Origin of the sequence: Amnibacterium sp. (assembly GCF_051956055.1) — a bacterium.
Lineage (GTDB): Bacteria > Actinomycetota > Actinomycetes > Actinomycetales > Microbacteriaceae > Amnibacterium.
The window spans coordinates 1-25,850 of the sequence record NZ_JBQCGC010000068.1 but is presented as its reverse complement, the minus strand read 5'-3'; the positions used below and the strand labels follow the sequence as shown (position 1 = coordinate 25,850).

Below are 25,850 nucleotides of genomic sequence, written 5' to 3'. Positions count from 1 at the left end.
GCTCCACCGCGCTTCGTGGGCGCCCGGGCTGCTAGCCTTGGGCGTCCACTGGCCCCCATAGCTCAGGGGATAGAGCACTGCCCTCCGGAGGCAGGGGCGCAAGTTCGAATCTTGCTGGGGGCGCACGAGGAAAGCGGCTCGCGATCAGGGAAGACCTGATGCGGGCGGCTTTTTCATTTCGCGGCTCCCGCCCATAGACGCAATGGGAAGCGGCCGCTCGGTCCAGTGCAGCGCGGAACGACTCCGCGCGCACCGAACTGCTCCGCGCACTCGTCGAGCCCAGTGCGGCCGACGCGTGCGCCAGCATCCGCAACTCCGCAGTCACCGTCGCGACCCGGCGTCGACATCGTCGCGCGGCCACACCGCGCACCGCGCGACTGAGGCCGTTCTCGATGGCGCCTCAAGTCCCCGCTCGCGAGGTACGCGCTGTCGGCGCCTCCTGGTCCACTGGCGCTCATGAGCGCAGGTGGGGCGAACACGGCCGATCTCATGACCGTTCGGAGCGCTTACGCATCCTGGGCCCCGGACTACATCGACCTCTTCGGCTCAGCCGACAAAGCCTCCGAGGGGGACCGTGCCGTCATCGCGCACTGGTCCACCACGCTGAGCGGCCCCGTGCTCGATATGGGGTGCGGGCCCGGGCACTGGTCCGCCTTCCTGCACGCGCGCGGCCTCGAGGTCGAGGGGCTCGATGCCACACCAGCATTCATCGAGCACGCCAAGCAGTCCTACCCAGCAATCCCCTTCCGCCTCGGCGATCTTCGCGACATCGATCTCGAACCTGAATCGCTCGGCGGAGTACTTGCCTGGTTCTCGCTCATCCACCTCGAACCGAACGAGGTCCCCGATGTCGTCCAGCGCATCTCGGCCGCGCTGCGACCAGGCGGCACAGTCCTCATCGGGTTCTTCAGCGGGGCTGAACTGCACCCCTTCGACCACCGCGTCGTCACCGCGTGGGCATGGCCACTCGCCCGCATGAGGAGCACCCTGGAGAACGCAGGCCTGGCGGTCACGAGCCAGAACGAACATCCACAGCCGAGCGGCCGCATCTTCGCCGAGATCGCAGCCAGGCGGCCCGGCCGATGAACGTCCGAGTCGCCTGCTCGCGATGCGCCCTACGCCCCACCTGGGGAGCGGTCATCGCCTTGGGCGCGCCTTTGATCGCGCAGCGGTGCCCGTTCGCGCGGCTCGTTCCTCCTCGGTCACGACCGCGAAGACACGCACGTCAACGCCGTGCGGGAAGTACGTGCGTCGACGCCGCTCGAGGCTGAGCACGTACCACCACGGGGGCGTCATCGCTCCCTTCGAGCGGTTGTGCCCCGCACACAGCGCCTGGCCGTTCGACACCACTGTCGGGCCACCTCGCGACCACGGGAAGACGTGATCGACCTGCACCGCCGGAGAGGCGCATCGCCCCCATGCGATGAACGCCGCGCCCTCGCAGCGCCCGCCGGCCCGCGACAAGACCGCCTCCCGAGGCGCGTACTTGAACCCGCGCCACACATCACGAGCACTCGAGTTCGGACCACGCCGCGGCATCGGGAACACGATCACGGCGAGCGCCGCCGCACCCGGAACAAGCCACCACAGATTCGGACCGAGAGCCGCAGTCACCCCCGCCAGAATCGCCGCGATCACCGGCAGACCAATGGTACGAGGAGCATTCGCCGAACGTACGGCGGGAGGGCGTCGGCCGCGACGCCCTCATTGAGGGACGCAACCCCTGCCTTCTCCCCCGCCTTCAGCACCCGTCTCGCTCGCCGGCTCGCGAGACGTCGGCCAACGGGGGCGTCGAGTTCCGAATGCTAGACGACGGCTAGCATTTCGAGGTGACGAGCCCTGCGGCGTCTGCCAAGAGCGGCTGGCACTCTGGGGCCCCGACGTCGAAGTAGGCGTCGCAAATCACGCCGTCCAGTCGGGGTGGTCGAGCCGACGCCTCGCCGAACTGATGCCCTACTACTGGGCCAGCGCGTTCTCCGAAGAGGACGCGTGGCCCACGAAAGCAGAGCACGCGGAGTAGACACCCCGACACCTCGCCGCCGAGTCTCAGAAGTCTGCGCGCGAACCGGCTCGCAGCCTGCTTCTGACTGCGCCTATGAGTGGAACCGATTGATCCAAGAGCTACCGGTCGAACCTTTGGTCGTCCCCAGCCGGAATCGAGAGGTTCCGAAGCCCGACTCATCGAGAAGGCCGAGGACGTTCCGCAGCACGGCCTGGTCGAGCTCTGCCTGGGCCGCCTCGTCGTCGCCGTCGAACACGGCCTGTTCGTCCGGCGTTGTGTCGTAACGCAGTTCAAGCGTCAGCGTGATGAGCCGTGGAGCGTCTGGCATGCGGCAACTCTCCCAGCCGCCGGGATCGCACCCCGATAGGGCCCCCGTTCCACAGTCGCATTCCCCTGCTCGCATGACGCCTCGCGCCCGCGCCGTTTATGACTCGTGGCGCAGGCGAATCGCGGATGACGGGTCACTGACGCCTCCGTGACGGCCGAACGCCCTGCACTGGCGGGCCCGTGACGTAGTGCATCCGGGGCGGAGTGAGCAACATCAGAGGCATGAACGGCACTCGGATCGCTTCCCTTCGGCAGCAACTCGGCTGGACGCAGGAGCGACTTGCGGGCGAGAGCGGCGTCGGCATCCGCACGATCCAACGAGTGGAAGCCGGGCACGAGGCAAGCCTCGAGACCCTGTCACGAGTTTCGAGCGCGTTGCAGGTGCCGGTGCGGGAACTGTTCGTCGTCATCGATGGAGAGGACTTCAGCGACCGAGTCGAAGCCATGCGACTGCGTTCGCACCTGCAACAGCGCGCCCGCGATCAGATCACGAACAGCTGGCTCTGGTGCTACCTGGCCATAGGACTCCTTGCTGCGTTCCTGGACCTGACAATCCCGTACTGGGGCGGCCTCGTGATCGCCGCCTACGCGGCCGGCGGATACTTCTTCCTCTCCCCGCTTCGCAACCGCGTGCTCGAGCCCCGGCTCGACAGCGCGTACCCGCTGTCGCACCGCACGAAGTTGACCAAACCGATGCACTTACCGGACGGAACGCAGCAGAGCTAGCCGTCCTCCGCACCCCCGTCTCCCACGGCGGGCCACCGCACCGCGGCGCTCACGCGGCGAGCGCACCGCCCAGCACGATCATCGCGACGCAGAGCGCTGCGGCGAGCATCGTCGCGACGAACGCCAGCCGGAGGCGCCGGCCGGATCGGACGACGAGCACGATGCCCGCCCCGAGCGCGACGACCAGCACCCCGCACACGACGGAGAGGGCGGAGGGCTTGCCATCGAACGCGAGCAGCAGAGCGGCCGCGGCCACGACCGTTCCCGCCGCGACGAGGCCCGAGGCCGTGCGACCCGCTCGCTGCGGGGCGCCGCGCACCCCCGCGCGACGGTCGTCGTCGATGTCCGGCAGCACGTTGCCGAAGTGAGCGCCGATGCCGACCAGCACCGCGGCCGCCGTCACCCACCAGGGCGGCAGGACCGCGACGGAGCGCGCCAAGGTCGCGACGGCGGGCAGCGCCCCGAAGGCGATCGCATAGGTGACCGGCGAGAGCACCGTCGCCTTGAGCCCCAGGTTGTACGCCCAGCCCAGAGCCACTCCCACGAGATGCGCCGCGCCCGCGCGCCAGCCGAGCGCGAGCGACAGCGGCACGACGGCCACGGTCGCGATCACGAGCGGGGGCACCAGCGCGCGCCGGCCGATGGTGCCAGCAGCGACCGGCTTGCCCGAACGGCCCGCGACCCGGTCGCGTGCAGCGTCGATCAGATCGTTGGACCACCCGATCGACAGCTGGCCGGCCAGCACCGCCGCAAGCAGCAGCACGACCACCGTGGCCCGGTCTCCCGCCGCCACCGCGAGCACCGTCGCCATCGCCGTCACGGCGACCGTCGGCACGGGATGGCTGGAGAGCGCGAGCGCGATCAGCGAGGACCGGATCGCGCGCACGCTCAACCGTAGGTGCGCTCGCCGCGAAGTCGCCCTGCCCCACCTCCGCGGGACGTACGGTCGCCCCATGACTCCCGAGCATCCGGCGCGCTCGTCATGATCGACGTGCTCGTCGTGGGGGGCGGCCCGGTCGGGCTCGTGACGGCGCTGCACGCGGATGCGGCCGGACTGCACGTCGAGGTGCTGGATCCTCGGCGGACGCCGATCGACAAGGCCTGCGGGGAGGGCCTCATGCCCGCGGCGGTCGCGGCGCTCAGCCGCCTGGGCGTCCACCCGGACGGGATGCCGCTGTACGGCATCCGCTACGTGAGCGGATCCCGGCGAGCCGAAGCGGCCTTCCCGGGTGCTCCCGGCCTCGGCGTCCGAAGGCTCGAGCTGCAGCAGAGCCTCAGCACGGCCGTCGCGGAGCGCGGCATCCCGGTGCGGCAGCAGCGGGCGCAGCGGATCGCCGAGCACGAGGACCACATCGCCGTGGACGGGACAGCGGCCCGGTTCCTCGTCGGCGCCGACGGCCTGCATTCCTCCGTCCGGCGGTCGACCGGGCTCGATCGGCCGACGCACGCCTCCGCCCGCTACGGCCAACGACGGCACTACCGGCGTGCACCGTGGACGGACCTGATCGAGGTGCACTGGAACCCGGTGGCCGAGGCGTACATCACCCCGGTGGGACCGGAGGAGATCGTGGTCGCCGTGCTCACTTCAGGGCGAGGGACCTGGGCCGACCAGCTCGCCGGGTTCCCCGCGGTGCGGGAGCTGATCGGCGACGCGGAGCCGACGTCGACGGTGCGTGGCGCAGGACCCTTCCGTCAACGCGCGAGGACGGTCGCGCGGGGCCGCATCGCGCTCGTCGGCGATGCGGCCGGATACATCGACGCGCTCACCGGCGAAGGGCTCTCCGCCGGTTTCGCCGCCGCAGACGCACTGGTGGAATGCCTGCGCGCTGATCGTCTCGGCGACTACCCGGCGGCGCACCGCAGGGCGACCTGGCAGTCGCAGGCCCTGACCCACGGCGTCCTCGCCATGTCCAAGGTGCCGGTGCTGCGCCGGAGCATCGTCCCGCTCGCGTGCGCGATCCCGCCCCTGTACCGAGGAGCCGTGGGCCTCCTCGGTGGTTGATGATCGGTGCCCCGCTCGGGGATTGGCGGCCCCGCCGTCGGCGATGCGATGCGAGACGGGTCGCCCGCGCGAGGACACTCAGGTGTGTGACCATCAGGGGCCTCAGGGCGCTCGGCGGCCGGACGTCCCACCGGGCACTCCTCGCCGCAGTCGGAGTCGCGGCACTCCTGGTCTCGTTGGCCGCCTGCTCTGCGACGTCGTCGCCGACCGCTGCTCGTCCGATCCCGACCGCGTCTCCGACATCAGCGGCCGGCGCCGCCGCGCTCGCGCAGGCCATGCTCGCCGGCATCGTGCTCCCAGGGGCTGCCCGCTTCCGGTCCACGTCGCCCGCGCCTGCGCTCGACCACCCGTCGACGACGGTGAACTGCCCGCACGTCGCCACCGCGCACGCGTTCTGGACGGTGTCCGGCTACTCGACCGCCTCGATGCAGCGGTTCTTGGAACACCACGTTCCGCACCGCCTCCAGGTCTCCGGGACGGGCAACGGCTCTGGCCCAGGAGGATCCGGCTTCGTCGAGGTGACGTTCGCGGTGCCTGCGAGCACGCAGTTCGCGACGCTCGACGTCACAGCCGTGCCACAGTCCAACGGAGTCGCCATCCGCGCCGATGCGGAAGCGATCCTCGGCGAGTGGGAGTGCTCTCACGCCTGACGGCTCGCCGGCCCCTCGACAGCAACGGAAGCGCACGATGCCGAATCCCACTCCCCTGCTCGTGCGACCCGGACCCCGGTGCTGATGACGGGTGCGCTCGACCGCCTGCGGGCGACCCTTCGGGTCGTGCTGGTGATCCTCGTGCTCGGGCTCGCCGTGGCGATCGCCGGTGGCATCGTCCTGGAACCTCATGCGCCGGTCGGCTTCGCGGCTGTACGGGGTCACCCCCTGCTCCATCGAGCCGGGACGGGCCCCTCCGCCTCCGCGAGCGATCTCGTGCACTTCCGGCAGCATGCGCTCGGCATCGGAGTCCGCTGCGACGGACGAGGACGCATCCGGGTCGTGCTGCATCCGTTCGGCGCCGTGGAGAGCAACTGCCAGCCGAATGACCCCGCAGACGGCGGCTTCGTGCTGTCCGACGTCGCGACCGACACGGTCACGTGGGAGGTGCAGACTCCCGCTCAGAACCGGTGGAGCCTCGTCCTCACCCAGCCGGCAGTCGACGGTGTCGCTCTGGAGCCGTGAGACGACGCCGACCTGCGCCAGGAGAGAGCCCTGTGCCGTCGTTCGCAGCAGAGCGCCACCCACGACGTCCCGCGCGGAACGCCTCATCCGCCCCGTACCGACACGCCAGACCTAGCCAGGCCCCGCAGTCAGATCTCTGCGGTACCAGCTGCCCGTCTTCCCGCCGAGGTCGGACGGAGCAGCCGGCCCGACCTCGACGAACCCGTTCTGCGCGAGTACGCGTCGGGAAGCGATGTTCGCGTCCGAGACAGCGGCCAGGAGCGAAGTCAGCCCGAAGTCGCTGACGGCGATCTCGAGCATCGTCCGTACTGCCGCAGTGGCGACACCTCTGCCGCTGACTCGCTCGGCGACGCGGTATCCGAGGTGAGCCGAGCCTCCGCCGATCTCGAAGAGATTGAACCTTCCGATCACGCTGCCGTCGTGATCGATGAGGACGTGGAACGAACTCGTGCCGGCCGCCCGTGCCGCGATGGCGTCGTCGATGTGCGTGGCGAAGCGTTCGAAGAACTCATCTCCGCGGTCCGAGATCGAGGCAGCGAAATAGCGCCGGTTCTCCTGTTCGAACGCCAGAACCGCCGCGGCGTGCTCGGCGCGGAGAGCCTGGAGCGCCTGCACGCTGCGACCGTATCTCGATCACGCCAGAGAGCCCGTTCTCGACGGGACCGCGGCAGACTCGGCCCGTGGGCCTCGATGTGCGCGCGGGCTCGCACCGTGACGTCGATCGGTGCGTGGACCTGTGGACCCGGATCATCGCCGCTCGCGACGGCGCCTCGGTCGCGCCGGCGGCCCGGCGCAGCATTGAGGTCGCCTTCACACGGCCGGTCGTCCGTTTCGCTGTGGTCGGCGGCCACGAGCCCCGCGCGTTCGCGCTCACACTCGTCAAGGACGGGCGAATCGCCCTGCTCTCGCGGCTGTGCGTCGACCCGACAGCGGCTTCCCGAGGCATCGGCACCGCGCTCGTCACCGACGCCGTGGATCATGCGCGGGCTGCAGGCTTCTCACGGATCGACCTCGACGTTCGAGAGACCAACGCCCGAGCGATCGCGCTCTACGGACGCGCCGGCTTCGTCGCGGTCTCGGAACCGTGGACCTATGACCGCGGCGACCTCATGGTGACCCTGTCGCTCGGCCTGGCAGGAGAGGACTGAGCCCGCGGTCAGGACGAGCGCCGAGCGCAGCCGGCGAGCAGACGTCCTCCGGCTCGATGCGAGCATGACCTCGAGCTCGTCGCTCCTGCGACGTCGGGTTCGGCGATGATTCGTCGCCTGGGAGGCTCGAGCGGTGTCGGAGGATGTTGCAGCCAGCGGTACCGCGGCTTGGATCGCGGCTGCGCGGGCGCGGGAGTCGGCGCGGGCCGATCGCTTGTTCGACGATCCATGGGCGGCCGATCTCGCCGGTGATGCGGGCCGTTCCCGGCTGACGGCGAGTGAGCGGACCAGCGGCCGGGAGAACGCGTTCCTGCCGGTTCGGACGCGTTACTTCGACGACGTGCTGCTGGACGCGACGCGGTGGGCTCGGCAGGTCGTGCTCCTCGGCGCCGGTTTCGACACCCGCGCCTACCGACTCCAGCTCCCACCGGGGACCTGTCTGTTCGAACTCGACCAGCCCGGCCAACTCGCCAGGAAGGAGGCCGTCCTCGCTGCCGCCGGAGCCCGACCCGCGTGCACGCGCATCACGGTGGCCGCGGATCTGCGCGGCGACTGGTCGACACCGCTGCGCACCTTGGGGTTCGACCCGAACATGCCGACGGCGTGGCTGGCGGAGGGAGTGCTGTTCTACCTCGACGTCGCGGCCGTGCACGAACTGCTGGCGACCGCAGCTGCCCTGTCAGCGTCTCGGGCGGTCTTCGCGGCCGACCTCTCCGGCACCGGGCTGCTTCGAACCCCGGGAGTGGCGCAGTGGATCGAGCACCGGCAGCGAAGCGGCCTCGCCCCACCGTTCTGCACCGACGATCCCTCGGCACTGTTCCACCGGCACGGCTGGCCGACCTGCAGGACCGAGCAACCAGGGCAGGCCCCCGCGAACTTCGGCCGCCTCCCACCACTGCCGGAGGGCTGGCCCGGCGGCGCAGACCCGACGATGCGGACCTACCTCGTCACCGCCGAGCGCCATCCGGAGCCGCGTCGTGACGATCCCGCTGGGGTCGTGCACTGATCGCTCGCACGCCGCATCGCGCCCGTCCTGGTGCTCCGATACCTCGCCCCGCGGTGCTTCGAGCACATCGGGCACTGCGACCGACGCCCGGCGGTCGTACGCTCGCCCGCATGTACGCGGTCGCCTTCTACGACATGGCCGAGGGTGCCATGTCGCGCATCCCGGACATCTACCCACGTCACCGCGCCTTCCTCGACGAGTTCGCGAAATCCGGCGAGATCCTGCTCATCGGACCCTTCCTCGACCCGGTCAACGACGGCGCCATGACCGTGTTCAGAACGCGGGAAGCCGCAGAACGGTTCCGCGACGGCGACCCGTTCATTCATGAAGGTCTCGTCGCCCGGGCCCGCATCCTCGACTGGGACCCACTCGACTTCACCGGCACCCAATAGGGCATCCTCATCCCGGCCCGACTCCGTCGAGCTCGTACGGTGTCGTCATGGCCGCGGCTGACGTCGAGCTCCTGCCGCGCCTGCCGGCGTCGTTCGGCCCGGAGCGGCTCATCCGGTTCTTCCCCGACTACGCCGCGGCACACCCGCTCTGGTTCGCCGTCGGCCACCCGCCGCTCGCCGACCTGCGGCTGCCCGACGGCCTCGCCGCCCGGCTCCGCCGGTGGTCCGACTATTGGGTCGACACATTCGGCTGGGACACCGGATGGCCGGACGGAGCGCCCGCGCAGTGGTGGTCGGCGGAGGAGGACCGCCTCCCCCGCGACGTGTCCCTCGCGTTCGGACGCGAATTCGTCGTCGAAGCCGGCGACCGGTACCTGCACAGCACCACCGGGGCGACGTCCCCCTCCTCCGCGGAAGCGCTGGGCGCGCTCCTCCGAGCCGATGCTGAGGAACGCGCCCGGGTGAGCGCGGACCTCGAGAGCGGCGCTCGGTACGACGTCGACGCGGCCGGCCTCGGCTATCGGCAGTGGCTCGCCGAACGAGGGCGCCACGAATCCGGCGGGTAGGCCCATCCGGTTCCGGCTCGGCCTTGCGCCGGTCGGCCCGTCGGTCCCCGCACCTACGGTGCCGACGTGGATGTCGACGCGATGCTGCACCTGGCGACCCGACTCGCTCGCAAGGCCGGCGATCTGGCGGTCGAGCGGATCTCGACGGCGACCGCGTTCTCCAAGGGCGACGCGGGCGATCTGGTGACCGAGGCGGATCACGAGAGCGAGGCACTCATCGTCCAAGGGATCCGTGATCGCTTCCCCGACCACGCCGTCCTCGGCGAGGAGACCGGCCTGCACGGCGCGACGGGGGCCGAGGTGCGGTGGCTCGTCGATCCGCTCGACGGCACCAACAACTTCGTGATGGGCGTGCCCTACTTCGGCGTCTGCATCACCGCCTGCGTCGGGGAGGAGCCGATCGTCGCCGTCGCGCACAACTCCCCCGCCCGGAGGACCTTCGCCGCCGTGCGGGGCTCCGGATGCACCGTCGACGGCGTCCCGACTCGCATGCCCGCCCCGTCGCCGTTGCGGCAGGCCACGGTCGCCTGGACGCAGGGCTACGGCGTCGACATCGACGACCCGGAGCGCAACCGCGCGTTCGCACGACTCGAGCGCGCCACGAAGCGGGTGACGCGCAGCTGGGCCCCCTCGATCGACTGGGGCCTCCTGGCCCAGGGTCATCTGACCGGGCTCGTCGCGTACCGCAACGAGCGCTGGGACCTGGTCGGCGGCGCGCTCATCGCGGAGGAAGCCGGAGCGGTCGTCGCGCGAGACGCGACGGGCAGCTGGGTGACGGTCGCCCACCCCGACGCCCTCGCGCACATCCTCGACGCGATCGAACTCGTCCCTGCGCAGTAGTGCGACGAGCGGCCGGCGGCGGCGGCTGGCGCTCAGGGCGTGAGCGCCACGAAGGCGAGGCCGTTCGTCGCTTCGGCCCGCGCCAGCACCGACTCGGGGTCGTCCAGGCCGGCCGTGGTGACGTCGAGGGCGGAGAGGTCGAGCACGCCGGCTTCGACCTGCCTCCAGACCGAGTAGGCGGTGCGGTCGGAGGCCATCCACGAGCCTCGCAGGGTGATGCGGCGATGCATCAGCTCGTCGTACGGCACCGGGAGCGTCTCGCGGACGCCGCCGACGAGCACCATCGTGCCGTCGGACCGGAGCACGTCGAAGCCGACCATCGTGAGGTCGGCGCTCGACACCGGGCCGAGCGCGTCGATCGCCACGTCGGCCTCCGCGCCGAGCGCGTCGAGCACCGCGGCGCCGTCGGCGGTCCGATCCCCTCCGGTCCGGACGGGATGCACCCGCGGGTCGACCTCCCCCAGCCGAGCCAGACTCGCGGCGTTCCTGCCGACCGCGGCGACCGCTCCTGCTCCGCGCGCCAGGGCGAGCAGCACGGCCGCTCCCCCGAGCTGCCCGGTCGCACCCGTCACGACGACGCGGTCCCCCGGGGCGAGGCCGCTCCGTTCGACGGCCGCGGCGGCCACGGAGAGCCACGGGAGGAACGCCAGCCGAGCGAGGTCCGGATAGCGCTCGGCACCCGGCAACGCGACCAGCGTCGAGGCCGGCATCACCGTCTGCTCCGCGAACGTGCCGGTGCGCCACACCCGGCGCATCGCCTCCGTCGTCGCGGTCCGCACACCGCGGCCGCCGATGCCGGTCCAGCCGAGCAGGACCTCCTCCGGCTCGGCGAGCCTGCCCGAACGCAGGAAGCCGGTGCTCATGACGATGTCGCCGGGACGGACGGAGAACACGTCACGGGCGACGTCCACGACCCGGCCGATGCCGCCGATGCCGAGCACGGTCGGCGTCGCGACCCCTCCCCTGCGTCCCGCCGTCAGCACCCGCGTGTACGCCGGCACCTGCACGGCGAGCATCCGCACCAGCGCTCCGCCGTCCCGCGGCGCTGGAACGGGCACCTCCTGCAGCCGCAGCGGCGCATCGGTCGAATCCAGGATCCATGCCTTCACCGCTCCAGCGTCGACGTACGCCAAGCTGGTATCCAGAGCCGGTTCATCGTGGTATCGGCGGTACCAGGAGGCGGCGTGACGACGACGGATCCGCGGCTCGAGCGACGACGCGAGCTCGGTGCGTTCCTGCGCGCCCGGCGCGAGCACACGACCCCGAGGGACGTGGGTCTGCCCGGCTCGGCCCGGAGGCGCACACCCGGCCTCCGCCGGGAGGAGCTCGCCGCGCTCGCGGGGATCAGCACCACCTGGTACACGTTCCTCGAGCAGGGCCGAGACGTCCGCCCGTCCCATCAGGTGCTGAGCGCGATCGCCGACGCACTGCGGCTCGCGCGCCCGGAGCGCGCGCACCTGCGGGCCCTCGCCGCCGAGGACGACGCCCCGCTCGAGCGGCACGAGTTCCTCGCACCCGAGGTCGCGGACGTGCCGGCCCTGCTCGATCCGAGCCCCGCGTACGTGACCGGCAGCAGCTACGACCTGCTGGCCTGGAACGCGGCCGCCGCCGAGCTCCTCCGCGGGGCGACGGACACGACCGGCCCCAACCTGGCCAGGTGGGTGTTCCTGCATCCGCTCGCGCGGGACGTGCTCCCCGACTGGGCGCTCGTCGCGCAGGGGGTCCTCGCGCGCCTCCGGACGAACGCCGGCAAGCATCCCGGGTCGGCGAGATTCCTGCGCCTGGAGCACGAGCTCCGTGCTGCCAGCCCGGAAGCGGACGCCTGGTGGGCCAGGTACGACATCGCGACCGACCGATCCGGCATCAAGCGCGTGCGCACCGCCGCAGGCGAGGAGCGGACGCTGCGCTTCGCCTCGTTCCGCGTCGCCGACCAGCCCGAGCAGGTCCTCACCGTCTACCGCCCGGACTGAACGAAGGACGCCGCTCCCCTGGCGGAGCGAGTTGCTTTGCTCTATAACTCGTAGAGCAAAGGAGGCGGCGCGTGATCCTCATGGTCGACCTGAGCAGCGACGTGCCGATCTACCTGCAGCTGCGGGACCGCGTCGTCGAGGCGATCGCGGCGGGCGAGCTGCGCGAGGGGAGCTCGCTGCCGTCGACGCGCGCCCTGGCGTCGGACGCGGGCATCAACTTCCACACCGCCAACAAGGCGTACGAGCTGCTCCGTCAGGAGGGGCTCATCCGCCTGAACCGCAAGACCGGCGCCGTGGTCACGACGGCGACCGCCGATGCCGCCGTGCGTGCGGCGTGGACGGCGCGCCTCCGCACCCTCCTCGCGGAGGCCGTCGCCAAGGGGCTCACGGACGACGAGATCGATTCGGCCTGCCGCTCCGTGCTCGCGTCCTTCCAGACCACTCCGGAGAGGGGTGCCTCATGACACTCGCGATCGTCATCAGCGCCGTCCTGCTCGCCCTCGTGCTGGCCCTGGGTGTCGCGCTCCCGTCGATCGCGGACCCGACCGTCCCGTTCGGCGTCCGCATCCCCGCGCAGCACCTCGGCGATCCCGCGGTGGCGCGGCAGACGCGCCTCTACCGCTGGCGGGTGCTCGGGAGCGGTGTGGTCGCAGGGGCGCTCGGTGTCGCGGTGTTCGCCGTCACCGGTGCGCCGCTGATGCTGCCGCTGTCGGTGCTGCTGCTCGTCGGGGCGTGGTACGCGTGCTTCCTCCTCGCCAATCACGCGCTCCGGGCGGCGAAGGCGGCCGGCGGCTGGTACGCGGGCACGCGCCAGGGCATCGCGGTGGACACCGAGCTGCGGACCCGTCCGCCGCGGTTCCCCTGGCGGTGGCTCGCGCCTGCGGCCCTGATCGTCGTCGTCAGCGCCGTCGTCGGCACCGCGCTCTACCCGTCGATGCCGGCGACGCTCGCCGTCCACTTCGGCGCAGGAGGGGCACCGGACCGGCTGGCTGCCAAGACGGTCGGGACGGCGTTCGCGCTCGTGTTCCTGCAGCTCGGGGTGACCGGGCTGCTCGCAGGGATCGCCGCGGCCATCTTCCACAGCAGGGCGGACATCGATCCCGCCCGACCGGCGGGCTCCGCGCGGTGGTTCCGCGAGTACCTGGTGCTCAGCGCCAAGGCGGTGCTCGCCCTGGCCGCCGCGATCGATGTCGGACTCCTCGGCGCCTCGCTCCTGATGTGGACCGGGACCGTCGTCCGATGGGCGCCCCTCGTCGTCGTGGTGCCCGTCCTGGCGGGCGTCCTCGCGACGGTCGTCGTGCTCGCGCGCCACAACCGCGGCCCGGACCCGCAGCCCGACGGCGACACCGGGCTCGTGCACCGGGACGACGACCGGCTGTGGCACGGCGGTCTCGTCTACGCCAACCGGCAGGACCACGCACTCTTCGTCCCGCGGCGCTTCGGCATCGGCTGGACGATCAACGTCGGGAACCCCCGCGCCGGGATCCTCCTCGCCGGGATCGCGGGCCTCATCGCGCTCGTCGTCGTCCTCCGGTTCGGCGGCTGACGGCACTGCGCACCTAGGCGGGGAGCCGGGCGGCGGGCATCATCGACCGATGACGAAATACCTCATCTCGTTCCCGAGCGAAGCCATGGTGGTCGACGACGACGAGCTGCCCGCGGTCGCGGACGCCTCGCACGCCGTGATCGCGGAGGCGAAGGCGGCCGGTGTGTACGTCTTCGCCGGCGGCATCGCCGAGGAGGTCCCGACCGTGCAGGTCGCCGCGGACGGCTCGACCGCGGACGCTCCTTCCCGAGGCTCCGAGCTCACGGGCGGCTTCACCGTGCTCGAGCTCCCCAGCCGCGACGACGCGATCGGCTGGGCGCGGAGGATGGCCGCCGCCTGCCGCTGCCCGCAGGAGCTGCGGGAGTTCATGTTCGACCCCGCGAGCTAGCGACCCGGACGCGCTCCGCGGGAGGGGCGGCTGCTCAGCCCGCGGCCTCCTGCTCGAGCCGCCGGAACTCCCGCTCGGCGGACAGGGCGTAGCTCCGGAGCACGTCGAGGCGCACCGCGTCCACCGGTCGGGGCTCCGCGGACAGGGCGCAGAACGTGCCGATCATCCGCCCGCTCAGATCGTGGATCGGATGCCCGATGTAGAACGGCAGGTTGGACTGGGTGATGAACGGGTTGTCGCGGAACCGCCCGTCCCTCCCCGCGTCAGGGACGACGAGCGGCCCGTCGGCCGGCACGTGCAGGTCGTAGGACAGCGACAGTGGGATCGCGACCGGGGTGTCCGCCGACGCCGCGGCGAACCACATGCGGTCGCCCTCCAGCAGGGTCGCGACCGCGAGGGACACCCCCAGCTCGATCTTCGCGGCGTTGACGAGGCGGCGCAGCTCCGGGGTGCCCCGCTCGGCGGCGGCGTCCAGGAGCGCGGGCGCGGCGGCCCACCGCCAGCGCTGGACCGGCACCTTCGCCCGTCGCCGCTCCGCACCGTGCGAGCGGCGCAAGTCGAGCAGCGGGCCGGCGACCGCGGTCAGCTCATCCGCCCACGCCCGGTACGTGGCGACCGACCCGTACGGGCGACCGGGCTCGAGCTCAGGGTCGCCCAGCGCCGCGAACGCGGTCCCGACCGTGTCGCCGACGATGCGCCGGGTCGTCCGATTCAGCTCGTCGGCCCGCCGCTGGCCGCTCTCCGCGAACCGGCCCGTGTACGGCAGGACCGTGCCGACCGGTTGGATCCCGGCCACGACGATCGGGGCGTCGTGCTTCAGGTGCGCCCGGAGGTGCGCGAGCAGCCCGCGCACGCTGCGGTCCCACGACTCGACCGGGGTGAGCCGCACCGCGTCGTTCATGCCGAGGACCGTCACGACCGCGTCGTAGCCGGAGAGATCCCGGTCCCCGAGCCATGCGAGCGCCGACTCGGCGCTCATCAGCTCCGCTCCGACGAAGTCCACCTCCACCGCGCCGTCCGTGTGCGCGGCGAGCGACGTCGCGAGCTGGCCGCACAGCGCCATGCGGTGGGATGAGACGCCCCAGCCGTGCGCAGCGCCGTTCCCGAGCAGCAGCACCCGCTGCGCCGGCCCTTCGCCGACGAGCACGCTCGGCTCGTCCCGCGCGTACGGGATGCCCCCGCCGTCGGCGAGCTTCTTCGCGTACCAGAGTCGGGCCGCACCGCGGCTGATTCCGGACAGGACCATCCGCAGCACCTCCTCGAAGATCGAGCGATCGAACCCTAGGTGCCTCCGGGCCGCGACGCCGCCGCCCGCCAGCGCGTGTCGCTCGCGGCGCAACGCGACCCCTCGCATTCTAAGGAAATTCCAAGATTTTGCAGTAGCATGCCCGCGCCGGAATCGGCGGACGATGAGGGAAATCACGGATCACGCCGATCTGGATGCGCTCCCTCGCGAGACCGAGAGGAAGCGACCATGCGATTGCGCGATGAGAACGCGAGCGCGTATTCCTCGATCTTCATCCTGCGGGAGCTGGCACCCGAGGTGCTTGCGCGGGTGCCGGACGCCCTGCACCGCATCGTCACGTCACGGGACGCGAAGGTACTGCGTCGGCGGTGGCACGAGTCCCCTGGGCGCCGCTCGCATCTCTCGATCCGGGAGGCCGGGGCTGTCGCGCGAGCCCACGTCCTCACCGCCTGCCCCTCGATGTCGGACTCGGAGCTGTTCGGCCTGCACCACAGACTGGGGTTCGATCGACTGCCGGTCAGCTTGGTCATCGCCGGCGATCGTCTCTCGATCAAGAGCTGGCATCTTGAACTCGACGGGGAGGCGAATCTCGCATTCATGCACCGGCTCGTCGACCTCGCATGCGGTCTGCCCGACACCCCGTTTCCCCGCGCGGTACGCCTGCCGGTGCTCCGCGGTGCCGTCAGGGCTTCGGCACCGCTCGCAGTCAAGGAGGCGCTCGCCTATCGGCGTGACCATGTCACGCCCATGCAGTCCGCGCCCGAGCCGACCGACGCGCAGCGGCTCCGAGAGGCCGTGCACCTCGACTCCGCCGAGCTGGACGAGCGGGTCATCGCCGCTGTTCGGCGCGCCACCGACGAACGCACGACGGTCAACAGCGCGCTCATCGCTGCGGTGGCGGAGACCGCCGCCGAGATCCACCGAGGACAGGGGGATCCCGTCGTCTCGGTCCCCGTCCACCTGGGGAAGTGGGCCGGGGGGCCGGTCGTCGGGAACTTCATCCTCAACCATCGCCTCGGCGGCCTCCGGTCGACGCGATGGCACCCCTGCGGCGTCCGAGACTTGCTCGCGGAGGCGCAGACGAGGGCGGGCTTCGGCGGCTTCCTCTGGGACCTGCAATGGCCGCTGAAGGCCCGTATCCGCCGCCGGTCTGCGGTGGCCGCTGCGCAGCCGGAGCTCACCGTTCAGATCTCCGCGATCCGCTCGCCGCGCCCGTTCCCGACGCAGGCGTGGGTTTCAGGGCGCCCGAACGTGGTCTTCGGATCGATCGGCCCCTATCCCGCCTTCTTCACGTTGCTGTGGCGCGTCGGTGACGCGGTCGTGGTCGCGGTCGAGGACGAGACGCATGCGTTCGACAGCAGCCAGTACATGTCGGTGCTCTCGCGGAAACTCGGCGACCTGATCGGGGTGCGGGCGGAGCCGTCGCCCAGCAGGGCACTGCCGGTCGGAGCCTGAGCTCGATCGCCGCTACCCGCCCCGGAGGTGCTGGGCGCTGAGCGCCTCGTACTCCTCGTCGGAGAGCTCGTCGAAGTGCTGCGCCTCCCGGCGGTCGGAGCGCAGCCACCGCACGAAGAGCAGGACGACCGCGGGCACGTCGACGCCCTCCGCGATGCACCAGAGCAGGTCGCCCGCGAGCTGCTGATCGCGGAGCGGGTGCGGCGCCCAGTGCGGAGCGTTGATCGCCACGTGCGTCATGCCGTCGATCACCGTCGTGGACAGCCGCATGAGGATGGCCGGGATCGCGTCGGCCACGAGCTCCGCGAAGGAGATCATGAACTCCGCGACGATCGCGAGACCCGAGGACGGGACGAGCGGCTCCGCGAGCGGGATCGCGACGACGAGACCGGCGGCGGGTGCCACCGTGTCGACGAGCGCCTCGCCCAGCGGGCTGACCCGCAGCCAGCCCGAGATCGGGGTGAGCAGCAGGACGAAGACGGCGAGCGGGACGAGCGGTGCGACGACGAGGTTGCCGAGCGTCCGGGCGAGGCGCGAACCGATCAGGCGATCGACCCGAGCCGTCCCGACCGGACCGGTCGCGGCCCGCGCCAGCGCCACCGGCCTGCCGAGGACCACGAGCGCGGGCACGAGCGCGACGAGCACCACCAGCCGCGTCACGAAGGCGTACCGCAGCACCGAGCTGTAGGCGCCGGGGAACCCCTGGGTGATCACGACGTAGACGCCGGCGCCGAAGAGGAGGAACAGCAGCGTCCGCATCGGCGGCCACGACCGCCCGAGGGCTCGCGCGCGGGCGACACCCGCCAGATAGAGGCCGACGGCCAGCACCACGGCGACGAGCGCGACGGGATCGAGCCGGACGGTGAACAGCGCGCCGAAGGGCGGCATCAGGTCTCCCCGTCGACAGGCACGCTTGGAACGGTAGGTCGCGCACCGGCCGAGGCCTAGGCGGGACCTGACCGGAGCATGACCGCCTGCCGCGCGGTGGCGCCGGCACTGCGGTTCCGCACCCCGCGGTGATCGCGCCTCGGTACGGTCCCGTCGTGCGCAGATCGTTCACGATCCTCACCCCGATCGCCGCAGGCGCCGTCGTGTTCGCGCTGGCCGCCGCCTACCCGGCCTCGTCCGTGCACGGATCGTCCGCCACCGGCCCGAAGGTGCCCTCGTCGTTCGCGCACCGCGCGCTCGGCTCCGATTTCCGCGCGCACTGGGGCGACCACGACCGCGAGGTGGTCCTCGAGGTCCGTGACGGCGACGCCTGCCCGCCCGTGCTCGAACGCCAGGCCTCGACCGGCCCGGCCCGGATCGAGGCCACGGTCGATCGCCCCTCGGGGCCCGCCTGCACCGCGCACCGGCGCTGGTGGCCGCTCCCCCTCGCTGCACCGCCGATCCGGGCGAAGGGGCAGGCCGTCGGCCTCGTCGTCGACGGGCGCTGGAAGGTGCTGCTGCCACCCGCCTCCGACCGGAATCGGGGTCAGGGCACCGTCCAGTAGTGGGTCCAGTAGCCGTAGACGATGAAGGCCCAGACGGCCTGCAGCGCGACGCACACGAGCACGAGCACGGCCAGCTTCCGGATCGACCAGCGCGCGAAGACGGCACCGATCGGGGCGAGCGGCATCAGCAGCCGGAAGGTGCTCGACTGCGGGAAGAACACCGCGAGCAGGTAGACGGTCCAGGCGACCGACCAGGTGCGCACGGTCCGGCCGGCGCGGCGGGCGGGCGCGGTGAGCAGCATCGCGGTCCACCCGAGCGCCGCGAGCCCGAGCACGATCGGGCCGAACGTCGAGCCGAACCAGAAGTCCCCCGCATAGAACCAGGAGGCGACCGGCACGAACTGCGCGGTCCCCGTCCACGAGGCGCGCCAGACCACCTCGGTGTCGACGTAGGCGTTCGGCACCCCGGTCACGACGCCCGCGATCCACGGCCAGAGGAAGCCGGCGGCGAGCGCGACGGCGGCGAGCACCCCGGCCCGGACGGACTCGGCGATCGGGTAGGCGAGGCCCGCCCGGTGGGAGCGCAGCAGCCGGATGGCCTGGTTGAGCAGCACGACGAGCGCGACCGCCTGCAGGCCCGGCCGTGTGAACGCGAGCAGGAGGACGAGCGGGAGCGCGCTGAGGTACCGCCGCCGGTCCACGAGGATCAGCACCCCGAAGAGCAGGGCGAGGCCCAACGCCTCCGCGTAGGCCACCTCGAACAGGAACGCCATCGGCGAGAACACGAACACCACCGCGGTGACGACGGCGCCCCGATCGCCGACGTGGGGGCGGACCAGCATCGCCAGCAGCACCGCGGCGACGGCACCCGAGACGACCGAGATCCCGACCGCCGCCACGGGCCAGAGCGCAGCCTGACCGAACGACAGCACCCGCGCGAGCCACGGGTACAGGGGCAGGAACGCCCAGGCGTTCTCGAGCACCCCGCCGTGGGCGGTCGGCAGCGTCGTCGGGTAGCCGCGCACGCCGACCAGCCAGTACCACTGCCCGTCCCACGCCGTCGCGAGGTCGAGGAACGTGCTGTGCGCCCCGACCCGTGATCCCGAGCGCGCGAGGAGCAGCACCAGCAGCAGGATGGCCGTCGTCACCCCCCGGGAGAGCAGGTAGAACCCGAGCACGCGGCGGACGACCCCGCCGTGCGCACTGCGCTCGACGGGCTCGATCGCGGGAGCGGCCTGCACCGACGCGCTCATCCGTCCTCCGATCGCGCTCCGACACGCGAACGTTCGCACGTCGGCGCCCCGGTCGGGGCCGTGTCGGCCGGTCGCCCGCTCACGGGGTCAGGTCCGGATCAGGTCCGCCGATGGTCCTCTGAGCGCTACCTGAACGCCTGCAGCGTCGCAGCGCGGTGCCGCCCGACGGGCGTGCGACAGTCGCACGGGTGCGCGCGAACCATGCTGCGCGCGGCGTCGACGCGAAGGGAGGGCTGGGATGACCCGCGACCAGGTGGTCCGCCATGCCCGTCGTTCCGGCAGAGGCTCCGGAGCGCTCCGCTCCGCGCTGCGCCTGGCCGGGATCGCGCTCGTCGTGGTGGCCGTCAGCGCGGCGAGCCTCACGGCGATCTTCGTCCACACGCTCAGCTCGACCGTCGCCTCGCACTCGGTCGTGCTCCACGGCACCCACCCGGAGCCGCCCCAGCCGCTGAGCGGCGCCTTCAACGTGCTCGTGGTCGGCGCGGACAACGCGCCCGGCCAGCACGGCTTCGGGGCGGCCCGGCAGTCGACCCAGAACGACGTCGACATCCTCGTGCACGTCGCCGCCGACCACCGCAGCGCGGTGGTGCTCAGCATGCCGCGCGACCTCATCGTCGACCACCCGGCCTGCGTCTCGTCGAACGGCACCCCGGTGCCCGCCGACGGCGAGCAGCCGCTGAACGTCGACCTGAACCGCGGAGGACTCGGCTGCGTGGTCACGACGGTCGAGCACCTGACCGGCCTGTCGATCCCGTACGCGGCGCAGTTCAGCTTCGCGGGCACGATCGCGATGGCGGACGCCGTCGGCGGAGTGCCGGTCTGCACGACCCGGGCGATCGACGACCCGAAATCCGGGCTCCGCCTGCCCGCCGGACGATCGGTCATCTCGGGTCGCACCGCCCTTGCGTACCTGCGGGACCGCCACGGGGTCGGCGACGGGAGCGACCTCGCGCGGATCTCCTCGCAGCAGGCCTACATGTCCTCGCTGCTCCGCCGCGCGGTGAGCTCGGACACCCTCACGAATCCGGCGCACCTCATCGCCCTGGCGACGGCGACCGCGAGGAACGTGGACCTCTCCACGTCCATGTCGAGCCCGGACGTGCTGATGGGCATGATGGTGGCGCTCCTGCAGGTGCCGTTGCACGACATCGCGCTGGTGCAGCTGCCGACGGCCCCGTACCCGGCGAACTTGAACAAGGTCATCCCGGCCCCGGGGCTCGCCCCCGTCCTCCTGCAGCGCCTGCGGGACGACACCCCGGTCGTGCTGGCGAAGGGCACCCACGGCTACGCGACCTCCACGAAGAGCAGCACGTCGGCCACCAGGTCCTCCGCGCACTCCTCCCCCACGCCGAGCCCCAGCCGGTCGAGCTCGGGCACCGCCCCGATCAGCGGGCTCAGCGGCCAGAACGCCGACCAGACCAGCTGCTCGGTGGCGGCGGGCTGAGACCGGGTCAGGTCCGCTCGCAGAGCCGGGCGCCGGCCTGCTCGAGCGCGGCGCCGGCCCAGCAGCAGTGGTCGCTCGCGCGGCGGAGGGCGTCGCGCACGTCCGCGGCGCCCGGATGCTCCCGGTCGGCCCGCTCGACGACGAGGACGAGCTGGTCGAGTGCCGCGGGCAGCTCGACGCCGATGCGGCGCAGCAGGTCGACGGTCGCCCAGACCTCCGGCAGCGCGATCGCGGGCGCCGCGGCGGCCGAGCGCAGCCGCCGGGCGGCGTCGACGAGCTGCCGCGCCGCGAGGTCGAGCGCCGGGCCGTCCGCATCCACGCGACGATCGTCACGCCCGCGGGCGAACAACCGGTGAACCCCGGCGCACCGCTCTCCTAGGATTCGTCGGTGACCGACGACGCCGCGCAGCAGCCGACCTGGCTGGTCCTCATCTACCGGATCCCGTCGGAGCCGACCCGGCTCCGATCCACCGCGTGGCGGCGGCTCAAGGCGCTCGGCGCCGTCTACCTGCAGAACTCGGTGGGAGCGCTGCCGAAGTCCGCGGCGGCCGAGCGGGCGCTGCGCAAGCTGCGCCACGACATCCTCCAGATGGGCGGCTCCGCGGTGCTGCTCGACGGCGCCGCGATCGCCGGGGACGACATCGTGCTGGCCACGTTCCAGCGGGCGCGAGCGGAGGAGTACGCGGAGATCGTCGACCGGTGCGAGGGCTTCCTCGCCGAGGTGCACAAGGAGTACGAGAAGTCGCACTTCACGTACGCCGAGCTCGAGGAGAACGAGGTCGACCACAAGAAGCTGGTCGACTGGTTCGCCCGCATCGTCGAGCGCGACCGGTTCGGCGCCGACGGCCGCAGCGAGGCCGAGGCCGCGCTCGCGAAGTGCGAGGAGGCCCTCGAGCAGTACGCGGCGCGCGTGTACCAGGAGGAGCCCGAGGGCCACTGACTCAGCGCAGCGCGCGCACCGCGCTGTACGGCAGCGTGCCGAGCACCACGAGCACGAGCACCGCCCAGGCCACTGCCGGCGCGGCGACCGCGACGAGCGCCGTGACGGCGATGCCGGCTGCGACGACGGCGGCGACCTGCCAGTCGTCGCCGATCAGGAAGTCGACCCAGAAGTCGACGAAGCCGCGGGCGCGGCGGACCAGCGGGTTGGTGCGGACGGGCCGCACCGGCGCCGCGACAGCCACCCCGGTGCCGGAGGAACCCGCCGGCGCGACCGGTGCGTCGGGTGCCGCGGGCGCGACCTCCGCCTCCTCCGCCGTGGCGGCGCGAGGCCGGAACGCGAGCACGAGCACGAGCGCGTAGATGAGGACCGCGGGCACGAGGACGAGCAGCGCGGCGTCCGATCCCGGCCAGAGCGCGCCCGCGCCTTCGGCGCCCCAGAACAGACCGAACGAGGTCAGCATCACGCCGACCACGAACTTCAGCGTGTTCTCGGGCACGCGCGACAGCGGCCCGCGGACCACCACGCCCAGCACGACGACCACGATCACCGCCACCAGCGCCGCTCCCGCGGCGACGGGGATGCTGCGCGCGTTCGAGCCGAACGTCAGCACGATGAACACGACCTCGAGCCCCTCGAGCAGCACGCCCTTGAACGCGAGGGTGAACCCGTACCAGTCCTCCACGATCCCGCGCCGCTCGCCGCCGCGGTCCGCCGCCGCCGCGACCGCACGGCGGTAGATCGCGTCCTCGTCGTGCAGCGGCTTCCGCCCGCTGGCCCGCAGCACCGCCTTGCGCACCCACTGGAGGCCGAAGACGAGCAGCAGGCCGCCGACGGCGATCCGGAGGACGTCGATCGGCAGCAGGAGGATCGCGGGCCCGGCGAGCGCGACGCCGGCCGCGAGCACGATCAGCGCGGTGAGCACCCCCTGCATCGCCGAGCGCCACCCCCTGGTGGTCCCGGAGGCGAGCACGATCGTGGTCGCCTCGACGGCCTCCACGAGGCAGGCGAGGAAGGTGGCGATGGCGAGTGCAGCGAGGTTCATGGTCTCCGACCGTACTGAAAACGAACGACTGTTAGATCTAGATTACAACGGGAATGCGAAGCAGCCATCGGGCGACACGGTCACCGCGCAGCGCTCTCCGCGGGCGATGGGCCGTTCGCGACGCACGGAGCTGAAGCGTCCGGACGCGGTGTCGACGACGTGGTCGTAGCCGTCGCCCCGGTAGGCGACGTCCATCACGACGCCCGGGATCGCGCCCGGCTCCTCCTCCGACGCGAGACGGACCGCCGACGGCCGCACGAGGACCTCGACGTCGTCGCGCACCCGGGGCTCGCCGCCGAGCGTCACGCGGAGCGCCGCACGCTGCACGTCGACGACGGCACGGGAGCCGTCGACCTGCGTCACCCGCCCGCGCAGCGTCGCCGCCAGGCCGGTGAACCGCGCGACGAAGGCGGATGCGGGACGCCGGTAGATCTCCTCCGGCGTCCCGCGCTGCACGATGGAGCCGGCGTCGAGCACCACGATCTCGTCCGCGAGGGCGAACGCCTCCGCCTGGTCGTGGGTGATGTACAGCGCGGTCGCTCCGCTCGCCCGCGTCAGCGTGGCGATCTCGATCCGCATCCGCTCCCGGAGGTGCGCGTCGAGGTTCGAGAGGGGCTCGTCGAACAGGACCAGGGCCGGGTCGCCCGCGAGCGCCCTGGCGAGCGCCACCCGCTGCTGCTGGCCGCCCGACAGCTCGTCCGGGTAGGCGTCGCCGCGGTCCCCGAGCCCCACGCGCTCGAGCGTGCGGGCGATCTGCGTGCGCGCCGGCTGCGACCGCCCGGACCGGAGGCTGAACCCGACGTTCTGCGCGACCGTCATGTGCGGCCAGAGGGCGTAGTCCTGGAAGACCATCGCGAGGCCGCGCCGCTCCGGGGGCAGATGCGTGCGGCCCCCGCTCACCCCGCGGCCGTCGATCTCGATCACGCCGGCGCCGACGCGGTCGAGGCCGGCGACCGCCCGCATCAGGGTCGACTTGCCCGAGCCCGACGGGCCGAGCAGCACGAGGAACCGGCCCCCGTCGAGGTCCAGGTCGACCCCGTCGAGCACGACCGCGTCGCCGTACTTCCGCCGCACGCCGCGCACGCGGACCGCGGCCCCCGTGCGCGCGGGCGCCTCCAGCGCGCTCATCGCGCGGCTCCGAGCCGTCGCCAGCCGCGCGGCGCGAGCAGCCTGAGCGCGCCGTACGCGACGCCGACGACCGCCAGCGCGCTCAGGATCGCGAGCACCTCCATCGCCGTCCCTCCTCCGAAGTCGTACTTGCCGAGCGCCACCGTGATGCCCACGGAGATCGGTTCGCTGCCCGCGGGCGCGAGCAGCTGCGAGACGGGCAGCTCGAGCAGCGTCGCCGCGTACGCGAGCAGCCACGCGGTGAGCAGCGGCCGGATGAGGATCGGCCCGGTGACGGCGAGCCAGGTCTTCACGGGGCCGCCGCCGTGCACGCGGGACGCCGCGGCGAGCGACTCCTGCAGCTGCCCGACCGAGCCGACCAGGAGCCGGGTCGTCGACGGCAGCGCGGTCGCCAGGTAGGCGAGCCCGAGCAGGGTGTTCGTGCCGTAGAGCGCGATGCCGGCTCCGGTCAGCGCCGGCAGGTTGTAGGTGAAGATGTAGCCCGCCGCGAAGACGATGCCGGGGAGCGCGACGGCGCCGATCAGCAGCGCGTCGAGCAGCTTCGCGGCACGGGACCCTGCCCTCGCGGTCAGGATGCGCGCGCAGGCCGCGCCGAGGACCACGGCAGCGGTCGCCGTGATGGCGGCCATGACGGCGGAGTAGAGCAGCGGGGCGCCGAGGTCGGGACTCCCGAGCACTCTGGCGTAGTTCGCCAGGTCCCACCGGTGCGTGCCCGCGAGGGACCCGAGCCCGTCGATCAAGGAGGCGGAGACCGCTCCGAACGCCGGGATCCCGAGCGCGATCGTCGTGAGCAGCAGCAGCGCCGCGAGCCAGACCACCTGCCCGACCGGTCCGAGCACGGTCCGTCGGGGCGCTCGACCGCGGCCGCTCAGCACGCGGAAGCGTCGGCCGCCGAGGACGCGGTTCTGCAGGGCGAGCGCGATCACGACGAGGATCAGCAGCAGCCAGCTGACGGCGGAGGCGAGCGGGAAGTCGACGGGGAAGGCCTGCACGGCCGTGTAGAGCGTGTAGGTCGCGACCGGGAAATGCGCGGCCGAGGCGAGGGTGTCCGCCACACCGAAGTCGGAGACGGACTCCGCGAACACGATCGCGAGCGACGACCACACCGCGGGGGCGAGCAGCTGCACGACGACGCGCGCGGTGCGACCGAACCCGGCGCCGTGCACCCGCGCGGCATCCTCGAACTCGCGCCCGAGCCCCCGGACCGCGTTCGTGATCGCGAGGAACGCGAACGGCATGCCCTTGACCGTGAGCACGCAGACGACGCCGACCGGCCCGTAGAAGACGGACCGGAACGCGGAGGGGTCCAGGCCGAGCACCTCCAGCACGCCGTTCGGCTCGAGCAGCCGCTGCCAGCCGAGGGCGATCAGGTACGACGGGGTGAGGAACAGCGCGAACACGAGCCCGGTGGACACCTGCCGCACGAGCGCGTCGGTGCGCATCGTCACCCAGGCGAGGCCGCCGCCGACGGCGGTCGCGAGCACGGCCGTCGTGAGGCCCACGACGGTGGAGTCGGCGAGCCCGGTGAGCGTCCGCCCCTGCAGCGCCCGGCCGAACGCCGCCAGCGTGAACCAGTCGGGCCCCTGCTCGAACAGCGCCGGCGTGACGGCCACGAGCAGGAAGAGCGCGATCGGCAGGACCAGGATCGCGATGACGACGACCCACAGCAGGGCTGCGGGCTTCAGCAGCACCCTGGCCGCAGCCGCCGATCGCCGCGCGGCGGCGGCCCCCCGCGGGGGGGCGCCGGGCCCCCCGCCGCCCCCCCCCCCCCCCAGCGACCGGCCGACCCCGGGGCGCGGGGGTATTTGGGGCGCCCCC

Annotated in this window: 30 protein-coding genes and 1 tRNA gene; 19 read left to right on the top strand and 12 right to left on the bottom strand. The window is 72.4% G+C overall.

What is annotated here, in order from left to right:
• Positions 1 to 51: 51 nt before the first annotated feature.
• Both ACTHLI_RS09550 and ACTHLI_RS09545 read left to right on the top strand, forming a co-directional pair.
• Positions 52 to 123: transfer RNA gene (locus ACTHLI_RS09550), tRNA-Arg, on the top strand.
• Between the two features lie 333 nt (positions 124 to 456).
• Positions 457 to 1,086, top strand: coding sequence for a class I SAM-dependent methyltransferase (locus tag ACTHLI_RS09545; protein WP_440183080.1), 630 nt, complete (start codon positions 457 to 459; stop codon positions 1,084 to 1,086).
• A gap of 51 nt (positions 1,087 to 1,137) precedes the next feature.
• Here the strand turns inward: ACTHLI_RS09545 and ACTHLI_RS09540 are convergent, their stop codons facing one another.
• Positions 1,138 to 1,638 carry an HNH endonuclease gene (locus tag ACTHLI_RS09540; protein ID WP_440183077.1) on the bottom strand — a complete coding sequence of 167 codons (501 nt, stop codon included), beginning with the start codon at positions 1,636 to 1,638 and terminating at the stop codon, positions 1,138 to 1,140.
• Between the two features lie 455 nt (positions 1,639 to 2,093).
• A complete protein-coding gene (locus tag ACTHLI_RS09535) occupies positions 2,094 to 2,330 on the bottom strand; it encodes a hypothetical protein (protein WP_440183074.1) in 237 nt (78 codons plus the stop codon).
• Positions 2,331 to 2,551: 221 nt separating this feature from the next.
• On the opposite strand from ACTHLI_RS09535, the gene ACTHLI_RS09530 reads away from it, so the two are divergent.
• Positions 2,552 to 3,055: a helix-turn-helix domain-containing protein gene (locus ACTHLI_RS09530; protein ID WP_440183072.1), complete on the top strand. Its 504-nt coding sequence runs from the start codon at positions 2,552 to 2,554 to the stop codon at positions 3,053 to 3,055.
• A 49-nt stretch (positions 3,056 to 3,104) separates the two neighbouring features.
• Here ACTHLI_RS09530 and ACTHLI_RS09525 read toward each other — a convergent pair whose 3' ends face one another.
• The gene (locus ACTHLI_RS09525; protein ID WP_440183070.1) at positions 3,105 to 3,941 is read right to left on the bottom strand and encodes a UbiA family prenyltransferase; all 837 of its coding nucleotides are present in this window, start codon (positions 3,939 to 3,941) and stop codon (positions 3,105 to 3,107) included.
• 96 nt (positions 3,942 to 4,037) lie between these two features.
• Here ACTHLI_RS09525 and ACTHLI_RS09520 point away from each other — a divergent pair, with 96 nt between their 5' ends.
• The 3 genes from ACTHLI_RS09520 (at position 4,038) to ACTHLI_RS09510 (ending at position 6,232) form a co-directional block, all read left to right on the top strand.
• Positions 4,038 to 5,057, top strand: a complete 1,020-nt coding sequence (locus ACTHLI_RS09520; protein WP_440183068.1) for an NAD(P)/FAD-dependent oxidoreductase — start codon at positions 4,038 to 4,040, stop codon at positions 5,055 to 5,057.
• A gap of 86 nt (positions 5,058 to 5,143) precedes the next feature.
• Positions 5,144 to 5,707 (top strand): hypothetical protein, encoded by a 564-nt coding sequence (locus tag ACTHLI_RS09515; RefSeq protein WP_440183066.1) that lies wholly within the window; start codon positions 5,144 to 5,146, stop codon positions 5,705 to 5,707.
• 84 nt (positions 5,708 to 5,791) lie between these two features.
• Positions 5,792 to 6,232, top strand: a complete 441-nt coding sequence (locus tag ACTHLI_RS09510) for a hypothetical protein (protein WP_440183065.1) — start codon at positions 5,792 to 5,794, stop codon at positions 6,230 to 6,232.
• A 111-nt stretch (positions 6,233 to 6,343) separates the two neighbouring features.
• On the opposite strand, the gene ACTHLI_RS09505 is transcribed toward ACTHLI_RS09510, so the two are convergent.
• Positions 6,344 to 6,847 (bottom strand): GNAT family N-acetyltransferase, encoded by a 504-nt coding sequence (locus tag ACTHLI_RS09505; RefSeq protein WP_440183062.1) that lies wholly within the window; start codon positions 6,845 to 6,847, stop codon positions 6,344 to 6,346.
• A gap of 65 nt (positions 6,848 to 6,912) precedes the next feature.
• On the opposite strand from ACTHLI_RS09505, the gene ACTHLI_RS09500 reads away from it, so the two are divergent.
• The 5 genes from ACTHLI_RS09500 to ACTHLI_RS09480 all read left to right on the top strand — a co-directional run bounded on the left by ACTHLI_RS09500 (position 6,913) and on the right by ACTHLI_RS09480 (position 10,184).
• Positions 6,913 to 7,380 carry a GNAT family N-acetyltransferase gene (locus ACTHLI_RS09500; RefSeq protein WP_440183059.1) on the top strand — a complete coding sequence of 156 codons (468 nt, stop codon included), beginning with the start codon at positions 6,913 to 6,915 and terminating at the stop codon, positions 7,378 to 7,380.
• 133 nt (positions 7,381 to 7,513) lie between these two features.
• On the top strand, positions 7,514 to 8,386 hold the full coding sequence (locus ACTHLI_RS09495) for an SAM-dependent methyltransferase (protein ID WP_440183058.1): 873 nt from the start codon (positions 7,514 to 7,516) through the stop codon (positions 8,384 to 8,386).
• A gap of 110 nt (positions 8,387 to 8,496) precedes the next feature.
• On the top strand, positions 8,497 to 8,778 hold the full coding sequence (locus ACTHLI_RS09490) for a YciI family protein (RefSeq protein ID WP_440183056.1): 282 nt from the start codon (positions 8,497 to 8,499) through the stop codon (positions 8,776 to 8,778).
• A gap of 47 nt (positions 8,779 to 8,825) precedes the next feature.
• Positions 8,826 to 9,344, top strand: a complete 519-nt coding sequence (locus ACTHLI_RS09485; protein ID WP_440183054.1) for a hypothetical protein — start codon at positions 8,826 to 8,828, stop codon at positions 9,342 to 9,344.
• A gap of 66 nt (positions 9,345 to 9,410) precedes the next feature.
• Positions 9,411 to 10,184 (top strand): inositol monophosphatase family protein, encoded by a 774-nt coding sequence (locus ACTHLI_RS09480; protein WP_440183052.1) that lies wholly within the window; start codon positions 9,411 to 9,413, stop codon positions 10,182 to 10,184.
• A gap of 32 nt (positions 10,185 to 10,216) precedes the next feature.
• On the opposite strand, the gene ACTHLI_RS09475 is transcribed toward ACTHLI_RS09480, so the two are convergent.
• Positions 10,217 to 11,293: a zinc-binding dehydrogenase gene (locus tag ACTHLI_RS09475; RefSeq protein ID WP_440183050.1), complete on the bottom strand. Its 1,077-nt coding sequence runs from the start codon at positions 11,291 to 11,293 to the stop codon at positions 10,217 to 10,219.
• 75 nt (positions 11,294 to 11,368) lie between these two features.
• Between ACTHLI_RS09475 and ACTHLI_RS09470 the strand changes: the two genes are divergently transcribed.
• From ACTHLI_RS09470 to ACTHLI_RS09455, 4 genes are all read left to right on the top strand, one after another.
• Positions 11,369 to 12,154, top strand: coding sequence for a helix-turn-helix transcriptional regulator (locus ACTHLI_RS09470; RefSeq protein WP_440183046.1), 786 nt, complete (start codon positions 11,369 to 11,371; stop codon positions 12,152 to 12,154).
• A gap of 80 nt (positions 12,155 to 12,234) precedes the next feature.
• Positions 12,235 to 12,618 (top strand): GntR family transcriptional regulator, encoded by a 384-nt coding sequence (locus ACTHLI_RS09465; protein WP_440183120.1) that lies wholly within the window; start codon positions 12,235 to 12,237, stop codon positions 12,616 to 12,618.
• A complete protein-coding gene (locus ACTHLI_RS09460) occupies positions 12,615 to 13,700 on the top strand; it encodes a DUF1648 domain-containing protein (protein WP_440183044.1) in 1,086 nt (361 codons plus the stop codon). Before ACTHLI_RS09465 ends, ACTHLI_RS09460 begins: the two co-directional genes overlap by 4 nt.
• 49 nt (positions 13,701 to 13,749) lie before the next feature.
• Positions 13,750 to 14,088, top strand: a complete 339-nt coding sequence (locus tag ACTHLI_RS09455; protein ID WP_440183041.1) for a YciI family protein — start codon at positions 13,750 to 13,752, stop codon at positions 14,086 to 14,088.
• A 34-nt stretch (positions 14,089 to 14,122) separates the two neighbouring features.
• Here the strand turns inward: ACTHLI_RS09455 and ACTHLI_RS09450 are convergent, their stop codons facing one another.
• Positions 14,123 to 15,334 (bottom strand): GDSL-type esterase/lipase family protein, encoded by a 1,212-nt coding sequence (locus ACTHLI_RS09450; RefSeq protein WP_440183040.1) that lies wholly within the window; start codon positions 15,332 to 15,334, stop codon positions 14,123 to 14,125.
• Between the two features lie 75 nt (positions 15,335 to 15,409).
• On the opposite strand from ACTHLI_RS09450, the gene ACTHLI_RS09445 reads away from it, so the two are divergent.
• Positions 15,410 to 16,789, top strand: a complete 1,380-nt coding sequence (locus ACTHLI_RS09445; RefSeq protein WP_440183037.1) for a hypothetical protein — start codon at positions 15,410 to 15,412, stop codon at positions 16,787 to 16,789.
• Between the two features lie 12 nt (positions 16,790 to 16,801).
• Here the strand turns inward: ACTHLI_RS09445 and ACTHLI_RS09440 are convergent, their stop codons facing one another.
• On the bottom strand, positions 16,802 to 17,677 hold the full coding sequence (locus ACTHLI_RS09440) for a cytochrome c oxidase assembly protein (protein ID WP_440183035.1): 876 nt from the start codon (positions 17,675 to 17,677) through the stop codon (positions 16,802 to 16,804).
• Positions 17,678 to 17,832: 155 nt separating this feature from the next.
• Here ACTHLI_RS09440 and ACTHLI_RS09435 point away from each other — a divergent pair, with 155 nt between their 5' ends.
• Entirely contained in the window at positions 17,833 to 18,282 is a 450-nt protein-coding gene (locus tag ACTHLI_RS09435; protein ID WP_440183033.1) for a hypothetical protein, read from the top strand.
• Here ACTHLI_RS09435 and ACTHLI_RS09430 read toward each other — a convergent pair.
• Positions 18,264 to 19,475, bottom strand: a complete 1,212-nt coding sequence (locus ACTHLI_RS09430; RefSeq protein WP_440183031.1) for a hypothetical protein — start codon at positions 19,473 to 19,475, stop codon at positions 18,264 to 18,266. The two genes, ACTHLI_RS09435 and ACTHLI_RS09430, sit on opposite strands and share 19 nt — an antisense overlap.
• Before the next feature lie 238 nt (positions 19,476 to 19,713).
• Here ACTHLI_RS09430 and ACTHLI_RS09425 point away from each other — a divergent pair, with 238 nt between their 5' ends.
• Entirely contained in the window at positions 19,714 to 20,919 is a 1,206-nt protein-coding gene (locus ACTHLI_RS09425) for an LCP family protein (RefSeq protein ID WP_440183029.1), read from the top strand.
• 7 nt (positions 20,920 to 20,926) lie between these two features.
• Here the strand turns inward: ACTHLI_RS09425 and ACTHLI_RS09420 are convergent, their stop codons facing one another.
• The gene (locus ACTHLI_RS09420) at positions 20,927 to 21,238 is read right to left on the bottom strand and encodes a hypothetical protein (protein ID WP_440183026.1); all 312 of its coding nucleotides are present in this window, start codon (positions 21,236 to 21,238) and stop codon (positions 20,927 to 20,929) included.
• Between the two features lie 69 nt (positions 21,239 to 21,307).
• Between ACTHLI_RS09420 and ACTHLI_RS09415 the strand changes: the two genes are divergently transcribed.
• Positions 21,308 to 21,859 (top strand): Chromate resistance protein ChrB, encoded by a 552-nt coding sequence (locus ACTHLI_RS09415; RefSeq protein WP_440183024.1) that lies wholly within the window; start codon positions 21,308 to 21,310, stop codon positions 21,857 to 21,859.
• Position 21,860: 1 nt separating this feature from the next.
• On the opposite strand, the gene ACTHLI_RS09410 is transcribed toward ACTHLI_RS09415, so the two are convergent.
• From ACTHLI_RS09410 to ACTHLI_RS09400, 3 genes are read right to left on the bottom strand one after another with little or no spacing between them, the layout of a single operon-like run.
• Positions 21,861 to 22,904, bottom strand: a complete 1,044-nt coding sequence (locus ACTHLI_RS09410) for a COG4280 domain-containing protein (RefSeq protein ID WP_440183023.1) — start codon at positions 22,902 to 22,904, stop codon at positions 21,861 to 21,863.
• A gap of 42 nt (positions 22,905 to 22,946) precedes the next feature.
• Positions 22,947 to 24,032 carry an ABC transporter ATP-binding protein gene (locus ACTHLI_RS09405; protein ID WP_440183022.1) on the bottom strand — a complete coding sequence of 362 codons (1,086 nt, stop codon included), beginning with the start codon at positions 24,030 to 24,032 and terminating at the stop codon, positions 22,947 to 22,949.
• The gene (locus tag ACTHLI_RS09400) at positions 24,029 to 25,723 is read right to left on the bottom strand and encodes an ABC transporter permease (RefSeq protein ID WP_440183020.1); all 1,695 of its coding nucleotides are present in this window, start codon (positions 25,721 to 25,723) and stop codon (positions 24,029 to 24,031) included. Before ACTHLI_RS09400 ends, ACTHLI_RS09405 begins: the two co-directional genes overlap by 4 nt.
• Positions 25,724 to 25,850 lie beyond the last annotated feature (127 nt).